16 protein-coding genes are annotated in these 17,061 nt (G+C 63.4%); 2 read left to right on the forward strand and 14 right to left on the reverse strand.

The window, feature by feature from the left end:
* The first annotated feature begins 86 nt into the window (after window positions 1-86).
* Window positions 87-2,432 carry a GumC family protein gene (locus tag ACI2I1_RS15410; protein ID WP_404679833.1) on the forward strand — a complete coding sequence of 782 codons (2,346 nt, stop codon included), beginning with the start codon at window positions 87-89 and terminating at the stop codon, window positions 2,430-2,432.
* Window positions 2,433-2,435: 3 nt separating this feature from the next.
* A complete protein-coding gene (locus ACI2I1_RS15415) occupies window positions 2,436-3,014 on the forward strand; it encodes a sugar transferase (protein ID WP_404679834.1) in 579 nt (192 codons plus the stop codon).
* Here ACI2I1_RS15415 and ACI2I1_RS15420 read toward each other — a convergent pair.
* From ACI2I1_RS15420 to ACI2I1_RS15485, 14 genes are all read right to left on the reverse strand, one after another.
* Window positions 3,011-3,721: an HAD family hydrolase gene (locus ACI2I1_RS15420; protein WP_404679835.1), complete on the reverse strand. Its 711-nt coding sequence runs from the start codon at window positions 3,719-3,721 to the stop codon at window positions 3,011-3,013. The two genes, ACI2I1_RS15415 and ACI2I1_RS15420, sit on opposite strands and share 4 nt — an antisense overlap.
* Complete coding sequence (locus ACI2I1_RS15425) at window positions 3,705-4,670, reverse strand: ATP-grasp domain-containing protein (RefSeq protein WP_404679836.1); 966 nt, start codon at window positions 4,668-4,670, stop codon at window positions 3,705-3,707. The genes ACI2I1_RS15420 and ACI2I1_RS15425 overlap by 17 nt, the downstream gene beginning before the upstream one ends.
* Window positions 4,667-5,800, reverse strand: a complete 1,134-nt coding sequence (locus ACI2I1_RS15430) for a glycosyltransferase family 4 protein (RefSeq protein ID WP_404679837.1) — start codon at window positions 5,798-5,800, stop codon at window positions 4,667-4,669. The genes ACI2I1_RS15425 and ACI2I1_RS15430 overlap by 4 nt, the downstream gene beginning before the upstream one ends.
* A gap of 200 nt (window positions 5,801-6,000) precedes the next feature.
* Complete coding sequence (locus tag ACI2I1_RS15435; RefSeq protein ID WP_221543224.1) at window positions 6,001-7,302, reverse strand: UDP-glucose/GDP-mannose dehydrogenase family protein; 1,302 nt, start codon at window positions 7,300-7,302, stop codon at window positions 6,001-6,003.
* A 219-nt stretch (window positions 7,303-7,521) separates the two neighbouring features.
* Complete coding sequence (locus tag ACI2I1_RS15440; protein WP_404679838.1) at window positions 7,522-8,319, reverse strand: LuxR C-terminal-related transcriptional regulator; 798 nt, start codon at window positions 8,317-8,319, stop codon at window positions 7,522-7,524.
* Window positions 8,320-8,617: 298 nt separating this feature from the next.
* Window positions 8,618-9,550 (reverse strand): hypothetical protein, encoded by a 933-nt coding sequence (locus ACI2I1_RS15445; RefSeq protein WP_404679839.1) that lies wholly within the window; start codon window positions 9,548-9,550, stop codon window positions 8,618-8,620.
* Window positions 9,541-10,914, reverse strand: a complete 1,374-nt coding sequence (locus ACI2I1_RS15450) for a glycosyltransferase (protein WP_404679840.1) — start codon at window positions 10,912-10,914, stop codon at window positions 9,541-9,543. The genes ACI2I1_RS15445 and ACI2I1_RS15450 overlap by 10 nt, the downstream gene beginning before the upstream one ends.
* Window positions 10,915-11,102: 188 nt before the next feature.
* On the reverse strand, window positions 11,103-11,438 hold the full coding sequence (locus ACI2I1_RS15455) for a hypothetical protein (RefSeq protein ID WP_404679841.1): 336 nt from the start codon (window positions 11,436-11,438) through the stop codon (window positions 11,103-11,105).
* Between the two features lie 183 nt (window positions 11,439-11,621).
* Complete coding sequence (locus ACI2I1_RS15460; RefSeq protein ID WP_404679842.1) at window positions 11,622-12,194, reverse strand: NTP transferase domain-containing protein; 573 nt, start codon at window positions 12,192-12,194, stop codon at window positions 11,622-11,624.
* Window positions 12,169-13,020: an XdhC family protein gene (locus ACI2I1_RS15465; RefSeq protein ID WP_404679843.1), complete on the reverse strand. Its 852-nt coding sequence runs from the start codon at window positions 13,018-13,020 to the stop codon at window positions 12,169-12,171. Before ACI2I1_RS15465 ends, ACI2I1_RS15460 begins: the two co-directional genes overlap by 26 nt.
* Window positions 13,020-15,209 carry a xanthine dehydrogenase family protein molybdopterin-binding subunit gene (locus ACI2I1_RS15470; RefSeq protein WP_404679844.1) on the reverse strand — a complete coding sequence of 730 codons (2,190 nt, stop codon included), beginning with the start codon at window positions 15,207-15,209 and terminating at the stop codon, window positions 13,020-13,022. The genes ACI2I1_RS15465 and ACI2I1_RS15470 overlap by 1 nt, the downstream gene beginning before the upstream one ends.
* Complete coding sequence (locus ACI2I1_RS15475) at window positions 15,206-16,192, reverse strand: FAD binding domain-containing protein (RefSeq protein WP_404679845.1); 987 nt, start codon at window positions 16,190-16,192, stop codon at window positions 15,206-15,208. Before ACI2I1_RS15475 ends, ACI2I1_RS15470 begins: the two co-directional genes overlap by 4 nt.
* On the reverse strand, window positions 16,189-16,716 hold the full coding sequence (locus ACI2I1_RS15480; RefSeq protein ID WP_404679846.1) for a 2Fe-2S iron-sulfur cluster-binding protein: 528 nt from the start codon (window positions 16,714-16,716) through the stop codon (window positions 16,189-16,191). The genes ACI2I1_RS15475 and ACI2I1_RS15480 overlap by 4 nt, the downstream gene beginning before the upstream one ends.
* Window positions 16,717-16,836: 120 nt before the next feature.
* Window positions 16,837-17,061, reverse strand: a 225-nt coding sequence (locus ACI2I1_RS15485) for a hypothetical protein (RefSeq protein ID WP_404679847.1), incomplete at its 5' end; no start/stop codon positions are given.

Here is a 17,061-nt window from a genome sequence, read left to right on the forward strand (position 1 = left end):
AAACCCCGCGAACAGCGCATTGTCACCGGCAGGATAGATCACCGCGTGCAGGCTTCGGCAGAAGCGCAATGGGGCTGGAAAATCGCATGGCAAATCTGGTGGAAGTCAACGACACGGCCGGCGCTCTGTCAGCGGAACGGCGGCTCGAGTGGAACTATCGTCCCGAAACGGTGGCGCATCACACGCTGTCGATGCGCGACTTCGTGCGGCTTGTCGAACGGCACAAGCGCATGATCCTGATCGTCATCGCGCTGATTACCCTGCCGGTGCTGGCTTACCAGCTGCTGTCGCCCAATCGCTACAGTTCCACCTCGCAGGTACAGGTCCAGCTGATCGACGAGGTCGGCACCAACCAGGCTGACATCAGCAACCGCAACGAAGTGCGCGTGTCCAATGCCGTGCGTCTGCATCGATCACGGTCCTCGGCCGAAGCGGTGGTGAACGATCTCGACCTGCTCGACGATCCGGATTTCCTCAAGGAAATGGGCGCGCCCGCCGATGGCAGCGTGAAGATGCACCGCGCGATCAACACGCTGCTGGGCATGCTGAGCGTCACCAGCGAACCTGCCTCCGACCTGATCCAGGTCACCATCACATCGGGATCGCCCGAACTGTCCGCGCGCATCGCCAACCAGTATCCGCTGTCGGTGTCCAAGGTGCGCACCCGCCGGGGGACGGAGCAGCGCGAGCAATTGCTGCAATCGCTGCTGACCGAACGGGACGAGCGCGAGGAAGCGGCGCGCAGCGCATCGAGCGCGCTGGCCGAATTTCGCCGCGATGCGGGCATGCCGTTCGGCCTCGGGACGAATGAAAACCTGTCCTACATGAACCAGATCGCCGCCGAGGCGGCATCGGCCAGTGCCAATAGCGCGGGTTCCTCTTCGCGCAGCGCGGTCATCGCCGGTGCCGCGGGGCTACGCAGCACCGCGCAGGCCACTTCCGCCGCGGTTCAGCAGCTTGAAAAGCAGCAGGCCACTCTGCTGGCTGAAAAGGCCCGGCTGGGCGCGACCTTCGGTTCGGGCCATCCGGATATGGCGCGCGTCACCAGCGAATTGTCTTCGGTGGAATCGGCGCTGGCCAGCCAGCGGGCCGATGCCCGGGCGGCGGCGCAGGCCGTGGCCAATGCGGAAGCGGCGCAGATGCGCGAAATGGCCCGCAGCCAGGCGGCACAGGATGCCGCGCGCGCCGGCCGTCTGCAGGGCGCACTGGCATCGGTCCAGTCCAAGGCTTTCGAGAACAATTCCAACTCGGTCCGCCTCGCGGAGCTGGAGCGTGATGATGCGCTGGCCAATTCGGCCTTCTCCTCGATCGTGGAGCGGATCGAACAGATCCGCGCGCAGATGCAGCTCGAAGGCGTGAACACCACCGTGGTGTCCCCCGCGGTGGCCGATTACGACCGCATTTCCCCCGCTCCTGCAAAGATGACGGTGATGGCCATGCTCGGTTCGGCGGTGCTGGGGATCATGATGGCGCTGGGGATCGAACTGGCCGATGGCAGGCTGCGGACCTCGGCGCATGTATCGCGCCATTTCGGCCTGCCCACGCTGGGCATGCTGCCGCGCATCGAGGCGGGCCTGTCCGAAAAGATCGCCGAAAGCCCGGTGATCCAGGACCCGCACTCGCTGTTCGCGGAGGCCGCGCGATCGATCTATTCCGAAATGCGCGGGCTGCGCACGCATGCCGGATCGCAATCGGTGCTGATCACCAGCCCGCTGCCCAATGATGGCAAATCCACCGTGTCGCTGACGCTGGCCGCCGCGGCCAAGGTGATGGGGCAGAGCGTGGTGCTGGTCGATCTCGACCTCAGGATGAAGGGCCTGCTGAAGGATGTGCAGGCCAATCTCGACACGCCGGATATCGTGGACGTGCTGTCGGGCCGTGCCAGCCTCGACGATCTGCTCCAGGACCCGGAGGCCAAGCCCATGCTCGATACGCCGGACGGCCTCAGCCCGGAGGATATCGACAATGCCTTTGCCCAGGATACCGGCCGCATTGTGATCCTGAGCGCCAAGCGGCCGGTGGAAAATCCCGCCGCCATCCTGACCGCGCAAAGGCTGCGGCACCTGCTCGCCGCGCTCAAGCAGCATTTCGACCTCCTGATCATCAACGCGCCTGCCGCGCTGGCCGTGCGCGATGCCCGCGCCATGTGCGATTTCACCGACCACACGCTGGTCGTGTCGCGCTGGGGCCGCACCACGATCGAACAGATGAGCGCGACGCTGGAAACGCTGTCAGGCCGGGCCGACGGGGTGGTGTTCGATCATGTCGATTACGCCGAACATGCGCGGCGCCAATATGGCGATGCGATCCAGTTCTATGTCGCGGCATCCGATTATTATTCGGACAATTACGAGGCTTCGCCCACGCTGCGCGAGCGGGTCATGCGGCTGTTCCGCGGCAAGCAGGCGGCGCGCGATGGCTATTCCTATTAGGCGGTGAGCGGGCCGGTGGTTGCGCGTGTCCTTGCCCTCGGCCTGCTGGTGCTGGCGCTGCCAGTGCTCGCATTGCTGGGCGTGCTGGTGTGGCTCTCGCTCGGATCGCCGGTGCTCTTCCGGCAAGTGCGCTCGGGCCGCGGCGGGGTGGGATTCACGCTGGTCAAGTTCCGCACCATGAAGGATTTGCGCGGTGTGGACGGCGCGCTGTTGCCCGATCCCCTGCGCACCACGCGGCTGGGCAATTTCCTGCGGCGCACGCGGCTCGACGAATTGCCCAGCCTGGTCAATGTCGTCTCCGGCGATCTGGCCTTCATCGGGCCGCGCCCGCTGCTGCCCAAGACGCTTGCCGCCATGGGCGAGGAGGGCAGGCTGCGCGGCGCGGTGCGGCCGGGCCTCACCGGCCTTTCGCAGGTCAGCGGCAACACGCTGCTCACGCTGGACGAAAAGGTCGCGCTCGACCTGTGGTATATCGACCATCGCAGCCTGTGGCTCGACAGCCAGATCATCCTGCGCACCGTGCTGGTGATGGTTGGGGGCGAACGCCGCGCTTTTGCCGTTCCCGGGTTCGGCAGGCGTTAGGCGAATCCGGCCCGGGCTTTCAGGCGAAGCTTATCGGCGAGATCGTCGAGCGAGGCGATCCGTATCTCTGCCGCATGATCGGGGGAAGGCGGTTCGGGGGCATGCACTCTGCCCGCACGGTCGATCTGGACGGTGCGCCAGCCCAGCCTCTTCGGCGCGATGAAATCCTTGGCCGGATTGTCCGCGACATAGACATGGTCCGGCCCCGGTTTGCCCGACCATGCCATGACCTGTTCGAAGGCGCGGGGGTGGGGTTTGCCCATGCCCGGCGGCAAGTCGCCGGTGGGGATGATCAGGCCGAAGAGGGGGCCGATGCCGAGCGCGGCGATCTTGGAGCGCTGCATCGCGGCGGGGCCGTCGGTGATGATCGCCCGGGGGCGCGGGTCCGTCTCCAGAAAGCGGGAAGTGTCGGGACACGGCGCGATCTGCGGGCGGTGATGGCGGTAGAGCGTGACGAGCTCTGCGATCCTGTCCGGGCCGCCGGCGATGCCGAACCGCTCCAGCGCGCAATCGAAGATGGCGCGGCGTATCCCGCTTTCGAACAGGGCGCGGCAGGTGCCCGGGACCACGGCATCTCCGTGCAGGCGGGCGAGATGCGCTTCGACGGCGGCAAACCCGCTGAAGGCGAAATCGCGTTCGCAATAGAGCGTGTCGTCGAGATCAAAGACGAGGACGCCCGGCTGCCCAGCCTCAGACGAAGATGGCATGGTCGTACCGCAGCATCGTCACCCCATCCTGCCAGCAATTGCGCGTGGTCAGCGGCAGCTTCATGGCGCTACGCAGGACGTTTTCGGCAAAGCGCGCACCGGCGCGGTCGGCCAGCGGGTAACCGCCGCCGAAGCGGGCGTTGATCTCGATCACGCGGGGGCCGAGTCGGGGGTCGTCGAACAGCTGGAAGCACATCACGCCCCGCGCGCCGGGCAGCGCCCGCGCCAGATTGCGCGCGATGGTCTCGAATTCGGCCCGGCGCACGGTGCGGCCCTTCTCGACCTCGCCGGCGCGGATGGACATTCTCAGATGCGGCACGGCAGGATGCATGAAGCCGCCATCGCAGACGAACAGGTTGACCGTGTATTCGTCCCCCTTGAGCGCCTGCTGCACCAGCATCGGTTCGGGATAGCTATCCTGCAATTCGGACTTGGAGTGGATGCACGCGATCCCCCGGCTGGCGCTGCCCGAGACGGGTTTGACGAATACCGGCCAATCCCACCCATCGCCGTTAAGCCGGAACTGCTGCAGCGTCGCGGTGCGCGGCACTGGCACGCCCGCCGCGGCCAGCACTTCCATGGTACGCTTCTTGTCGCGCACGATCGCGATCGTCTCCGGGGAAGAGACGTGGACATAGGTGCCGATGGCGGCAAATTCCTCGCGCGCCTCGGCAAGCGGCTGCAATTCGGTGTCGATCGTCGGCACGATCAGCGAAATGCCGTGATCGCGCGCATAATCCAGCAGCATGGGAATGTAGTCGGGATGGGTGCAGGGCGGGGCGGCGAAGCGCGCATCCGCCAGCGCGCAGGCCGCGCTGAGTTCGGGATGGAGATCGCAGGTGTGGATTTCCAACGCGGTCTCGATGCGGGCGGCGGAAGAACGGAAGCAGTCGAGCAGACCCGCCCGCCGCCCGGCGGAGGTCAGCAGCATCCGGAACGGCTCGGTCATTCGGCAGGCTCCCTTGAATTGGCGTAGGCCGCCGGGGAAGGCGGGGTGTGCGTCGACAGCGCTTCGGCAAGGGCTGCGTCCCATTGCTGCATCACCCATTCCGGCGCGAATTTGCGGATGGCCTTGGCCGCATTGGCACCCAGCTGGCGGCGCAGATCCTCGCTGGCGATGCAATCCGCCATGGCCCGCGCCAAGGCATCCGTATCGCCGGTCGGCACCAGCAGGCCGGTGCGGCCATGCGCGACCAGTTCGGCCGGGCCGAAATCGCAGTCGGTGGCGATCACCGGCAGGCCCGCCGCCATCGCCTCGCCCAGCACGTTGGGAAAGCCTTCATAGCGCGAGGACAGCACGAAAAGCCCGGCGTTGCCGACCCATTCGCCCGGGGCCGCGCTGGTGCCCATCAGCCCCGCCTTGCCCGACAGCCCCAGCCGGGCGATCTGCGCCTCGAGTGCACCGCGCAGCGGCCCCTCGCCGAAGATCTGCAGCTGCCAGTCGGTAACCGCGGCAAGGCTGGCGAAGGCGTTGATCAGGACGTCGAAGCCCTTCTGCTCGGTCAGCCGCCCGACCGCCACGATGGTCCGGGGCAGAGTGACCGGGCGCGCGGTGGGCCACGCGCTGATGGGGTTGGGGATGACCCGCAGGCGGTCGCCCACCTCTCTGGGGAAGCACCGCTTCACCGCCTCTGTCTGGCAGATGATGAGCCGCGCATGGCGATAGGCCCGGGCGAGCAGGGCGTTCCAGGCCGGGTGCTTCTGCTGCTGCGCGGGATTGTTGCGCTCGCAGCAGATGACCGGGATCGCCATTCTGCGCGAGGCCAGCAGAGCGATGAGATTGTTCTTGGTGAGGAAGGGGATGATCACATCGGGGGTGTCCTCCCGAAGCAAGCGGCGCAGATCGACCAGATTGTGCAGCTTGGCCAGCTTGCCGGAGACCCGGTTCCCGCCGGTTCGCCCCAGCCGGTGGCGGGTAATGGCGGGATCGAAATGGTGGAATTCGGCGTCCTCTGCCCGGTCGAAGCTGACGATGGCGACTTCCACCCCGCGCGCCTGCCAGTGCGAGGCGATCTGCGAGACCACCCTCTCCGCGCCGCCCGCGCCAAGGCCCGAAATGACAAACATGGCTTTCGGCATTGCGCACCCTGTCGTGTCCACGGCGCCCGGCGCCCGTAAGAATCGCTCAGCCAAGGGTACACCAGCGGAGGCGGCCCCAGCGCCTAGGCATGCGAGATACCACGATTGAACAGGCTGCTATCCGGATGGGTCACGCCTGCGCGGGCCATCCGCTGGAGATGCGCAGGATACAGCCGCGGCCCCATCCATGCCCGCCGTGGTCAGCGGCCTATGCCGACATATTTGATACCGAGCATTTCGACTTCGCCGCGATCGTAGATGTTCCGCAGGTCGACCAGCACCAGCCCCTTGAGCCTCGCCTGCACCCGGGCGAGATCGAGGGCACGGAATTCGTCCCATTCGGTCACGATGGCGAGGGCTTCGGCGCCTTCCATCGCATCGTAGGGATCGTCGAAATAATGGATGTCCGACAGGACTTCGCTGGCATTGGCCATGCCTTCGGGATCATAGGCGTGCACCACGGCGCCGGCATCCTGCAGGGTCTGGACGATCGCGATGGCGGGGCTGTCGCGCATATCATCGGTGTTCGGTTTGAATGTCAGGCCCAGCACGGTGACGACCTTGCCGCGCACATCGTCACCGATTGCATTGAGAACCTTGCGCCCCATTGCCCGCTTGCGCTTGTCGTTGACCTGCACCACCGCTTCCACGATGGCTTGCGGCGCTTCGAAATCCTGCGCGGTCTTGAGCAGGGCGAGCGTGTCCTTGGGAAAGCAGCTGCCACCATAACCGGGGCCTGCGTGAAGGAACTTGCCCCCGATCCGGTTATCGAGACCGATGCCGCGCGCCACCTGCTGGACATCCGCCCCGGTCTTTTCGCACAGATCGGCGATCTCGTTGATGAAAGTGATCTTGGTGGCGAGGAAGGCATTGCCGGCATATTTGGTGAGTTCGGCCGAGCGCCGGTTCATCTCCAGGATCGGGGATTTGTTCAGGCTCAGCGGGCGGTAGGCTTCCCGCATGACCTCCAGTGCGCGCGGGTCTTCGGAGCCCACCACGATCCGGTCCGGGCGTTTGAAATCCTCGATCGCGGCGCCTTCGCGCAGAAATTCGGGATTGGACACGACGGCGAAATCCGCATCCGGGCGCGTGTCCGCGATGATGCGCTCAACCTCGTCACCCGTGCCCACGGGCACGGTCGACTTCGTGACCACCACGGTGAAGCCTTCGATCGCGCGGGCGATATCCGCGGCGGCCGCATGCACGAAGCTGAGGTCCGCGTGTCCATCTCCGCGCCGCGAAGGCGTGCCGACCGCGATGAAGACCAGGTCCGCGCGGGCCACCGCTGGCGCAAGATCGGTGGTAAAGGAAATCCGCCCTGCCGCGGCGTTGCGGCGGATCAATTGCTCGAGGCCCGGTTCGAATATCGGGATCTGGCCGTTCTGCAGCGCCTCGACCTTGCCCTGATGGAGATCGACGCAGACGACCTCGTGCCCGAAATCGGCAAAGCATGCCCCTGACACCAGGCCGACATAGCCGGCACCGATCATCGTGATCTTCATTGCATTTCCAACTTGCTGGAATGGGAGTGGAGAACGGGCGCTGGCCCGTGTGTCGCTGACCCAAATTTAACCGGAAGAGTGGATCGGCGGTCTTCGCGTCGGGAGCCTCGTCTGGACGGGTAAGGCCGCAGACCCTTCGTCCCCGACCGGGGTCGAAAAAAGTCTGCGGCTTTGCCGGCCCCCTAAAAACTATCCGCGGTCGATCCGGCGGCGCCGGGCCTATGCGCTCAGCGCGTGAAGCTGGCTGCGCTTGTCCGCGAGCATGAATGGCTTGGCGAGATTGCTCTCGCAGACCTGTTCGAGTTCACGGGCGCTGTCGGCATTTTTCGCAGCGACAGGCTGGCTGGGTGCGGGCAAGGTTGCCTGCACACCATGATTGACCGCGCAGATCGCTGCCTGCGTGCGGTTCTGCACGTTCAATTTCCGCAGGATGGCCTTCACATGCACCTTGACCGTGGCTTCGCCAATATCGAGCCGGCGGGCGATGACCTTGTTCGGGTGGCCCATTACCAGACACCGCAGGGTCGCGATCTCGCGTTCGGAGAGGAGGTCCGAAAGTTCGCCTTCGGCCCGTGCCTGATCGGCAGTGGCGCCGGCGAGCTGCGGGAGCTGGTGCACCAGTTCCCCGGGAACGACCTTTTCCCCGCGCGCGGCGAGTTGCAGGCAGTTAACCAGGGATTCGCAGCAGGTTTCCTTCAGAATGTACCCGTCTGCGCCGGAATCGAACGCTTCGATCAGCGAAGCGACGGTCAGATCCTCGTGCAGGACCACGATGCGTGCCCGGGGCAGCGCTTCCCGGATGGCGACGATTTCCTTTGCGACATTGCGCATCGCGTCGGAATCCACGACGACCATACCGACTTCTGCCGCGTCCCGCTGGACTGCGCTGATCAGTGCCGCACAGCTTTTGTGCTGGCCGACGACGGTGAAATCCTCGTCGAGGAGAATGGACTTCAGCCCTTCGCTAAGGATGGAACTGGAACAGATTAGTGAAACACGTGTAGATGCCGTTAGCATGGTGTGAGCCCCCCAATTGGCTAAGTTGTGCTTCCCTTTCTTATTGCCCCGGCAGGCATAGTATTCGTGATGCGAACTAACTTTGCAGTTACGTATCTGCCAGGTTTTCGACTCGTTGTTCGATAGCCAATAGGGGTAATCAAAAGCGAACCTTCGACTAGGGCGACGTCTCTCATGCCCCAGAATGGAACACGTATGAGACGGCAGCTTGCAGTCCGGATTTGATCCGTTCCGCCCGCTGCAAATTGGCCGGATCATTGACAGCTAGACCGCACAATCCAGCCGGATTTTCAGCCTGTCAGAAGCGGCGCAGCACCCCGATTCGGGTCTGCAGATAGCTATAGTCTCCACCCGATACCGCGTTGTCGCCGGGCTGGCTGGTATAGATGAGATCCGCCTGCACCTGCCAGTTGCGATCGTTTCTGGGGCTGCGAACCCGCAGGTTGAGAAAGTCCGATCTGCGCCAGTCGGACGCGGCATCTTTCTGCACGCCCACACCGACCGCGCCGACCAGTTCCCAGCGCGAAACGAAGCGCCGCAGCTGGGCGACCGGCAGCACCTGAACGTAATAGCGCGGGGAATAGTAATCGAATTCGTTCGGTTCGCTCGAATGGAAATAGCGTGTCCGCAGCTGAGCGCTCAGGCCCAGTTCCGGATCGAGCACATGGACATAATTGGCCCGCGCATGCAGCCTGACGTTATCGCCGGTAAATTCCTGGACGCCGCCGAGAACGGTGAAAATGTTCCTATCGTCCACCGGAATGTCGATCGCGGCGCCGCCGAACGTCGAATAGATGCCTTCGTCCAGCCCGCGCGGAGTGGCCACGATATCGCGCTCGATGAAGGCTTCCTTGCGCCATGGGGCTTCATCGTGAACAGAAACGGAGCCGATGACCGTATCGCCATCGGTGCCTACCAGCGCCGACCAGGTCCAGTCGCCCGATACGTCGGCCGCGCGCAGAAACACGCGTTCCTTTTCGCGCGTCCCCGTGCCGGACGGATCGTACCAGGCCTTTTCCAGCCTGATACCATAGCGGCTATCCTCGCCGCGGTTCGCGATATCGAGATCGATCGCCGTGCGGACGATTTCGGTGTCATCGCTGTCGCTGGAGTAAAAGACCTCGGCGCCTGCCGCCGGGGCAGATTCCAGATCCTGGGCGGAGAGATGCGCGGGCGACAGGCACAGCGCGGACAGCGCCGCTGCTGCGCGCAGGGCGAATTTCAGTTCCATTGTTTCTTGCCTCCGAAGAGTTCGGCAAAGTAGCCCCAGACGGACACGGGCTGCATCAGTAGCGGGTAGATGAAAGCGTAGAGGATGAAGCCGATGAAGCTCTTTTCCATCTTCACATCCATCCGCTTGAGCATCCGGGTCTGGATGCGGAAGATCACCACGTTCCAGAGCGCCGCCAGCGGGAGCACCAGAAGGGTGATCGGGCCGGCGAGCCAGTAAATTCCCAGTACTGCGAGGACCAATCCAGGCAGGAAAGCGAGTGTGAATACGAGATCGATGCTGACGAACAGCAGGTTCCACCAGATCAGCATCGTGCGCAGGTTGCGCTTGGCCAGGAGCGCCTTGTGGATCGACAGGGCTTCGATCATGCCGCGGGCCCAGCGCTTGCGCTGCTTGGCCAGTTCGCCAAATGTCTTGGGCGCATTGGTCCACGCGATCGCGTCTTCGGCATGGCGCACGACCAGCCCCCGCCGCAGCAGCGACCACGTCAGGACGATGTCCTCTCCGACCGTATCGGGCCAGCCGCCGACATCCATCACCGCCTGCTTGCGATAGATCGAGAAGGCGCCCTGCGCGACCAGCGTTCCGTAATACATGCCCTGCATGCGTTTGACCGCGGCGATGCCGTGGAAATAGTCCCACTGCTGCGCGCGCGTGATCCAGCTGTCGTCGTGATTGGCGACGAAGACGGTCCCCGCGATAGCCGCGGTTTCGGGCGGGCTGGCGACCAGATGTTCGATCAGGCTGACGATGCAGCCTTTTTCCAGCAGCGTGTCGGCATCGATCGTCACGATGAGTTCGTGGCTGGCAAGTTCGAGGCCGTGATTGAGCACGCGCGCCTTGCCGCGGTTCTGCACTTCGCGGACCAGCCGCAGGTCCATGTTGGGGAGACCGTCGAACAGCGCCTTGTTTTCGATCACGCGATCGGATGTGCGGTCGGTCGATCCATCGTCCATGACGAGGATTTCCAGCTCGCCCGGATATTCAAGCTGGGCGATGCTTTGCAGGGTGGCACCGATCAGCTCTTCTTCCTGATAGGCGGCGACCAAAATGGTGATACCCGGCCAACTGGCCGGGGTTTCTCGTCGTGACTGGGGCCGCAGCACCAGGCTGACGAGGAGAAAGGCATTCATGAAGCCTGGTACATAGGCGATGAAGGTCAGCACAAAGAGCGCGATGAGAGGAGTGGCGAGATTGCCGAGGTCCGACAGCCAGGGAAGCGACATCCAGATGCTCAGCAGCACCCACCCCAGCGCGAACGCCAAGGCGACGAGATACCGCCTGCGCACCTTGTTGCGGTGCCTGTTCCAGAATTCCTGACTTTCGGGGGACCGTGCGCTCCCGATGGGCTCAAAGTAATTCAATTGGGGTGAACCTTGATTGCTTGTAAATCGCGGCTGGCATCATGGCCGTGCACATGAGCCGCCTGCCGCCATCAGTTCGCGCAAAAGGTTAACCCCCCGGTAACCCTGTTACGAAATGGTGCCTTCAATATATTCTGCGACCGCCTGCAGCTTCGCGAAGCAGGAGCGTAGCGGTGCAGGACAGTATTTTAGACAGATTGGTCGATGGGCTGATCGTGATCGGTATTTTCGCCGGAAAAGCGGCGCTTACCTTCGTCGGTCTCTGACGTATCCAGAGCCGTGAGATTGATGATCGCTTCGCCGCGATCTTCGATGGCACCGATGAACGCCTTGAGATCCGGCGGACTGGCGATGGCCGCTTCGTCCGTCGCATTGGCCAGCGCGGACTGAGCGCCCCAGACCATACCCAGAGCGCCGACCGCGGCTACTGCGGCCAGAGCGAAGACGGTAAGCGGTTTGGTGTTCGCATAGCGATATGCGTGGTTATCCGACTCTTGCGTAGTCGTGATCGATTGTTCTTGCATCGTTTGATCCTGCGCGACCCGAAACTCGAAGTTCGGGGGTGATTTCATTTTCTCTTGATTAGAAAATACGCGATTAAGTGAGTCGCAGGGGGCGCGTGTGGGGGATGTCCCGTAGTGAAACATGCCCGAAACCAGCGGTGACCAAACGGTTCATCGCGGAAACCTCGATTATGCTGTGCGCACCTAGTCCTGGTAGCGGGCTAGTTCGGACGGGGTGTCGATATCGATTACCAGCGCATGTTCGCCAGGATCGATGATGCGCGCATCCGGCAGTGACAGGCTCCGCGCTCCGCGATCGCCATCGAGAGTGCGGAGGGCGCCGAAGCTGGCCCGGTCGAAGGCGGCCGGGCAACCCGCCGAACCGTCTGTCTGGCGCGTAAAGACAGTGCCTTCTCCGGCTGCAAGCAGACGAAGATGATCGGGATCGACCATCGGCATGTCCGCCAGCGCGATAACGATCCGGCGATGCTCGGCCGCGGCTGCGACCCCCGCCGCGATCGAAGTCCCCATCCCGCGGGCAGCATCCGGATTGACGATTGTGTGCCAGTTCCGGCGGCTGCGGATCTTGGAATGGTCGCCGACAACCAGATAAAGATGCGCAAACCCGGCCTCTTCCGCGCAGCATGCGGCCCATTCCCACAAGGGCTTGCCGCGAAAGTGTGCCGAGAGTTTGTCGCCTCCGAACCGTTCGCTGCGACCAGCAGCGAGGAGTATAAGCGCTGTATCCCGGTCAGGCGGCGGCATGGAGCCGTTCATATTCCGCCACGATCTCTGCCAGAGCGGACAGGGCGAGCGAGGCAGGGGTCTTGCAGGAGGGGATCAGTCCGATCGGGCTGTGGATGCGCGCGATCCGTTCTTCCGCAACCCCGCGCTTCGTCAGCGCCATGGTCCGGGCTATGCGCGCATTTTCGCCCCCTTGCGCGCCGACATAGAAGGCGTCGCTGCCGAGCGACTGCTCCAGCAAGGGAAGTTCCCATTCGTGATCGTGAAACAGCAGTAGCGCGGCCGTCCAGCGATCGAATTCGCAGCCGGAGGCCTTCTGTCCGAGCGAGAGCCGGCTTTTATCACGGCAATCGAGATCGATATCGAGCGCCTGTGCCAGTTCTCCCAGCTTGGCTAGTTCCGGCCCCTCTCCGAAAGCCGCAATCCGCAGCGCGGGAATATAGCATCTTTCCTTAAGCGGGGAGATGCCGGGAAGCTTCAGGCTGGCAGACTGGCGTCCGGCGAGACGTTCGATGGCCCGCTGGCAGGCGCCCCGATCCGGTGCCGGGTTGAGCAGGATATCGAGCCCGCTGCCACAGGGCAGGCGGAAATCGATGACATCCGACCCGCGGCCATAGCGCGTGACCACCGGCTGCTGCAGAGCGCGCATGTCGGCGGCCAGCTGCGCTTCGAGGCAGCCGTCCGCCAGACTACCCAGCGTGCTTCCATCAGGCATGACGGCAAGCTGGGCGCCGAGACGGCGCGAGAAACTGCCGTCGATCCCGACAATCGTGCACAGCCCCACGCCCTGATTGCATGCCGCGGCCAGCGCGGCGTGATCATCGCTCAGGGATAGGGCCTTGGTACGCTCCTTCAGCATCAGTCCGGCATGGCCGACAGCACGCGATCGGGCGTCATGGGATAATCGAAGATGCGCGCGCCGCAGGCATTGTAGATCGCATTGGCAATCGCCGCTGCTCCTCCGCACATACCCAATTCGCCGATGCCCTTGGCCTGGATCGGGCTTGCTGCGGGATCGCGTTCTTCCACCATGATCACGTCGAGATCGGGCACGTCGCGGTGAACAGGCACGTGATATTCCGCAAGGTCGCAATTCACCAGATGCCCGTCGGTAGGATCAAATTCGAGCGCTTCGGTAAGCGCTACGCCGATGCTCCAGGTAATGCCACCAAGACATTGCGAGCGGGCAGTCTTGTGGTTCAGCACCCGGCCAAAGCCGAATGCGCCCAGCATCCGGTCGACCCGCGTTTCGCCGGTGAAGCGGTTGACCCGGACTTGCGCGAAAAAGGCGCCGAAACCTGATGCGGTGAAATCATCCTCGATATCGCCGGGTTCGTAATGGCCTTCGCGGGCAAGATCCTTGCCATCGAGGAGAGCGGTCAGGCTTTCGCCCGAAGATGCCTTGCCGTCCGACAGCTCCAGCTCGCTTTCCTTGATGCCGATCCGGTCCGCCAACTCTTCGCGCAAGGCGATGCAGGCGACATAAACCGCAGAGCCGATTGACGATGCACCCCAACTGCCGCCCGATCCCGGGCCGCGGGGATGACGTGTATCGCCGAGGTCGACGAGCACCTTTTCGGGCGGAAGGCCGAGCATTTCGCCAGCCAGCTGCGCCACGACGGTGTAGGTGCCGGTCCCGATATCGGTCATATCCGTTTCGACCAGCGCACTGCCATCGGCTTTCAGGGTGACGCGTGCCTTTGCCTCGGCGATGTTGTGCACCCGCGCCGCGCTTGCCATGCCGGTGCCGACCCACCATTCGCCCTCCTGCGTGTGTCGCGGCTTGCGCGGCCCATGGTCCCAGCCAAAGGCTTCCGCCCCCTGCTTGAGACATTCGGCCAGCTTGTGCGACGAGAAGGGCAGACCTTCTTCGGGATCCTTGTCCGGAATATTCTTCAGGCGCAGTTCGACCGGGTCGATGCCTGCTTTTTCCGCCAAGACATCCATCGCCCCTTCGAGCGCTGGCATGCCTACCGCTTCACCCGGCGCGCGCACCGATCCGGCCGTCATCTGATGAATGCGGGCCACCTCCAACAGCAGTTCGCGGTTTTCGCCGCCATAGAGGAAGTGGGATGATTGCAGCACGGGTTCCGCAAAGGTTTCACCCGGAAGGTTGGAAACGAGCGCCTGGTGACCGAAGCCGGTAAGCTTGCCATCGCTATCCACGCACAGGCGAAGCCGCTGGGTGGTTTCCGAACGGCGCATGATGCACTGGAACACCTGCTGACGCGACATGACGACGCGCACCGGCCGCCCTAGTTGCTTGGCCGCGATCGATGCCGCGACGGTTTCCTCGCTCACGCCGAGCTTCGATCCGAAACCGCCGCCAACGAAGCGCGAGATCAAACGGATGTTTTCTTCATCCATATCCAGGGAATCGGCCAATTCGCTGATATTGTAATTCAGCATCTGGAGCGATGCGTGGACCGTAAGCGTCTTGCCGTCCCATTCGGCAATGGCGGCATGGGGTTCCATCGCCGCCGAAGCGTGGCCCTTTGTTGTATAGGTTACATCGACTGCATGGGCGGCCTCCGCCATGGCATGCGCGAGATCGCCCTGGCGCACCGTCTCGTCTTCCTGTTCCTCGGGCTCTACGGCCTGCGGGTCGAGCGGGGCGCCTTCTTCCTCGCGGTACTCGATCTTGAGATGCTTGGCCGCGTGGCGCGCCTGCTCGAAGGTCTCGGCCACCACGAGAGCGATTGGCTGGCCCCAATAGCACACTGTGGCCGGCTCCTGCTGCGGAGCTTCATCGGCCGTTCCCTGAGCCGCGCGCGTGGTGAGAAGTGGATCGTCGATGACGGCAATGACGCCGGGCATCGCGAGCGCGGCATCCTTGTCGATCGATGTCACTTCGCCGCGCGTGATAGTCGAGGTAATCAGCACGCCTTCCGCGCAATCGGCGATCGTATATTCCGCCGCATAGGGCGCGGTGCCGGTCACTTTGGCCAGTCCCTCGACACGGGGCAGCGCCTTGCCCAGCACGCCCTGTTTCATATCGTCGAGGCGGTTGGCCTTGTCTGGCTTGTCCTGTTTGAAATGGACGGTCATGCCGCGTCCTCCGTTGCTTGTTCGAGGACGGCGTGAAGCGTACGCCGGGCCAGGGGAATCTTGAAATCGTTCTCGCCGAACCCGCGGGCGTCTTCCAGCAGGATATCTGCAGCGCGGTCGAAGAGTTCGGACGAAGGGACCTGCCCAACCAGCGCTTCGGTAATCCGGGGGTCATGCCAGGGTTTGTGAGCCAGCCCGCCGAACGCCAGATCGGCGCGCGAAAACTTGCCGTCCTTCAGTTCGATGATCGCCGCCACCGATACCAGCGCAAAGGCATAGGACGACCGTTCGCGAACCTTGCGATAGATCTGTGTGCCGCTGACAGGAGGGGGTAGGGTGACTGCTGTGATGATCTCACCGGTTTCCAATACATTCTCGCGCCAGGGCGTGTCGCCGGGGAGGCAATGGAAGTCCCGCACCGGGACCGTTCGCTCGCCGCCTTGAGGTGTGGCTATCTTGACCTGCGCATCGAGCGCGCTCAGCGCCACTGCCATGTCACCGGGATAGGTGGCGATACACTGGCTGCTCGTTCCAAGCACGGCGTGCAGCTTCGCAATGCCGTCGATGGCTCCGCATCCGCTGCCCGGCTCGCGCTTGTTGCAGGGCTGGTCGATATTGGTGAAGTAATAGCACCGCGTGCGCTGGCACAGATTGCCGCCGGTGGTGGCCTTGTTGCGCAATTGCTGGGTCGCCCCGGCAAGGATGGCGCGGGCCAGCACGGGATAATCGGACCGCACGCGCAGATGAACGGCGGTTGCAGTGTTCGTCGCCAGCGCACCGATCGAAAGGCCGCCATCGTCACTGTCCTCGATTTCGCCGAAGCCGATACGGTTGATGTCGGCCAGTTCATCGGGCGTCTCGACCTGAAGCTTCATGAGGTCGAGCAGGTTGGTCCCGCCGGCGATTGGAATGGCGTCATCTTTTGCCGTGATCTGCGCTGCATCAACGAGTGTTCGGGCGCGGGCGTATTGAAAGGGCTTCATGTGCCTTGCTCCGCAACTTCGCGAATGGCCGCGACGATATTCGCATAAGCGCCGCAGCGGCACAGATTGCCGCTCATGCGTTCACGAATTTCCTCGCCCGACAGCGCGATCTTGCCTTCCAGGCTCTCGCTGGCATCGCTCGGCCAGTCGGCTGCCAGTTCCTTGAGCATGGCTGTCGCCGAACAGATCTGCCCGGGCGTGCAATAGCCGCACTGATAGCCGTCATGTTCGAGGAACGCCTTTTGCAGCGGGGAAGGAGCTTCGGGCGTACCCAGTCCTTCGATCGTGGTGACCTCGTCACCGTCATGCATGGCGGCCAGCGTCAGGCAGCTGTTAATCCTGACGCCGTTGACCATAACGGTGCAGGCGCCGCACTGACCATGGTCGCAGCCCTTCTTGGTGCCGGTCAGTCCGAGATCCTGCCGCAGGAAGTCCAGCAGCGATATTCTCGGATCATCGGGGATCGGGTGGGCGGTTCCATTGATTGATATGGTGTCGGACAAAGACGCCTCCTTTGAAACCATAATGCGCAAGGCGCAGAAGGTGTCCGAGAATCACTGACAAGGGGAATCGATTCCTTCTGAGGGAATCGCTGCGGGACGAATCCGGTATGGGAATCGCCTCTGTTCGACAGCAACCGGGAGCTAAAGGAGGCTTTTTACGAAGGGCGCTCTGACTGGCTCCCGGGTGAGAGCATCCAGCGGCTGATCCGGAATGGCGGAATTCCGGGATATTTCCAGCTTTTGAAATATTCCTGCAAAAAACCCATTGACCGAATCCTGGGTGGGGCCTAGATGGCCCTCACCGACGCGGCGCTGACGGTTTCTACCGGACGCTGGGTTGGTCGCCAACATAGACGGATAGCCGGT

Origin of the sequence: Qipengyuania sp. NPDC077563 (genome assembly GCF_044901345.1) — a bacterium.
GTDB lineage: Bacteria > Pseudomonadota > Alphaproteobacteria > Sphingomonadales > Sphingomonadaceae > Qipengyuania > Qipengyuania aestuarii.

Coding starts and splice junctions, on each gene's coding strand:
- ACI2I1_RS15470 (WP_404679844.1), bottom strand. CDS start 15,209: ATGACCGTCCATTTCAAACAGGACAAGCCAGACAAGGCCAACCGCCTC.
- ACI2I1_RS15420 (WP_404679835.1), bottom strand. CDS start 3,721: ATGCCATCTTCGTCTGAGGCTGGGCAGCCGGGCGTCCTCGTCTTTGAT.
- ACI2I1_RS15435 (WP_221543224.1), bottom strand. CDS start 7,302: ATGAAGATCACGATGATCGGTGCCGGCTATGTCGGCCTGGTGTCAGGG.
- ACI2I1_RS15480 (WP_404679846.1), bottom strand. CDS start 16,716: ATGGTTTCAAAGGAGGCGTCTTTGTCCGACACCATATCAATCAATGGA.
- ACI2I1_RS15475 (WP_404679845.1), bottom strand. CDS start 16,192: ATGAAGCCCTTTCAATACGCCCGCGCCCGAACACTCGTTGATGCAGCG.
- ACI2I1_RS15430 (WP_404679837.1), bottom strand. CDS start 5,800: ATGCCGAAAGCCATGTTTGTCATTTCGGGCCTTGGCGCGGGCGGCGCG.
- ACI2I1_RS15455 (WP_404679841.1), bottom strand. CDS start 11,438: ATGCAAGAACAATCGATCACGACTACGCAAGAGTCGGATAACCACGCA.
- ACI2I1_RS15440 (WP_404679838.1), bottom strand. CDS start 8,319: ATGCTAACGGCATCTACACGTGTTTCACTAATCTGTTCCAGTTCCATC.
- ACI2I1_RS15425 (WP_404679836.1), bottom strand. CDS start 4,670: ATGACCGAGCCGTTCCGGATGCTGCTGACCTCCGCCGGGCGGCGGGCG.
- ACI2I1_RS15460 (WP_404679842.1), bottom strand. CDS start 12,194: ATGAACGGCTCCATGCCGCCGCCTGACCGGGATACAGCGCTTATACTC.
- ACI2I1_RS15465 (WP_404679843.1), bottom strand. CDS start 13,020: ATGCTGAAGGAGCGTACCAAGGCCCTATCCCTGAGCGATGATCACGCC.
- ACI2I1_RS15445 (WP_404679839.1), bottom strand. CDS start 9,550: ATGGAACTGAAATTCGCCCTGCGCGCAGCAGCGGCGCTGTCCGCGCTG.
- ACI2I1_RS15410 (WP_404679833.1), top strand. CDS start 87: ATGGCAAATCTGGTGGAAGTCAACGACACGGCCGGCGCTCTGTCAGCG.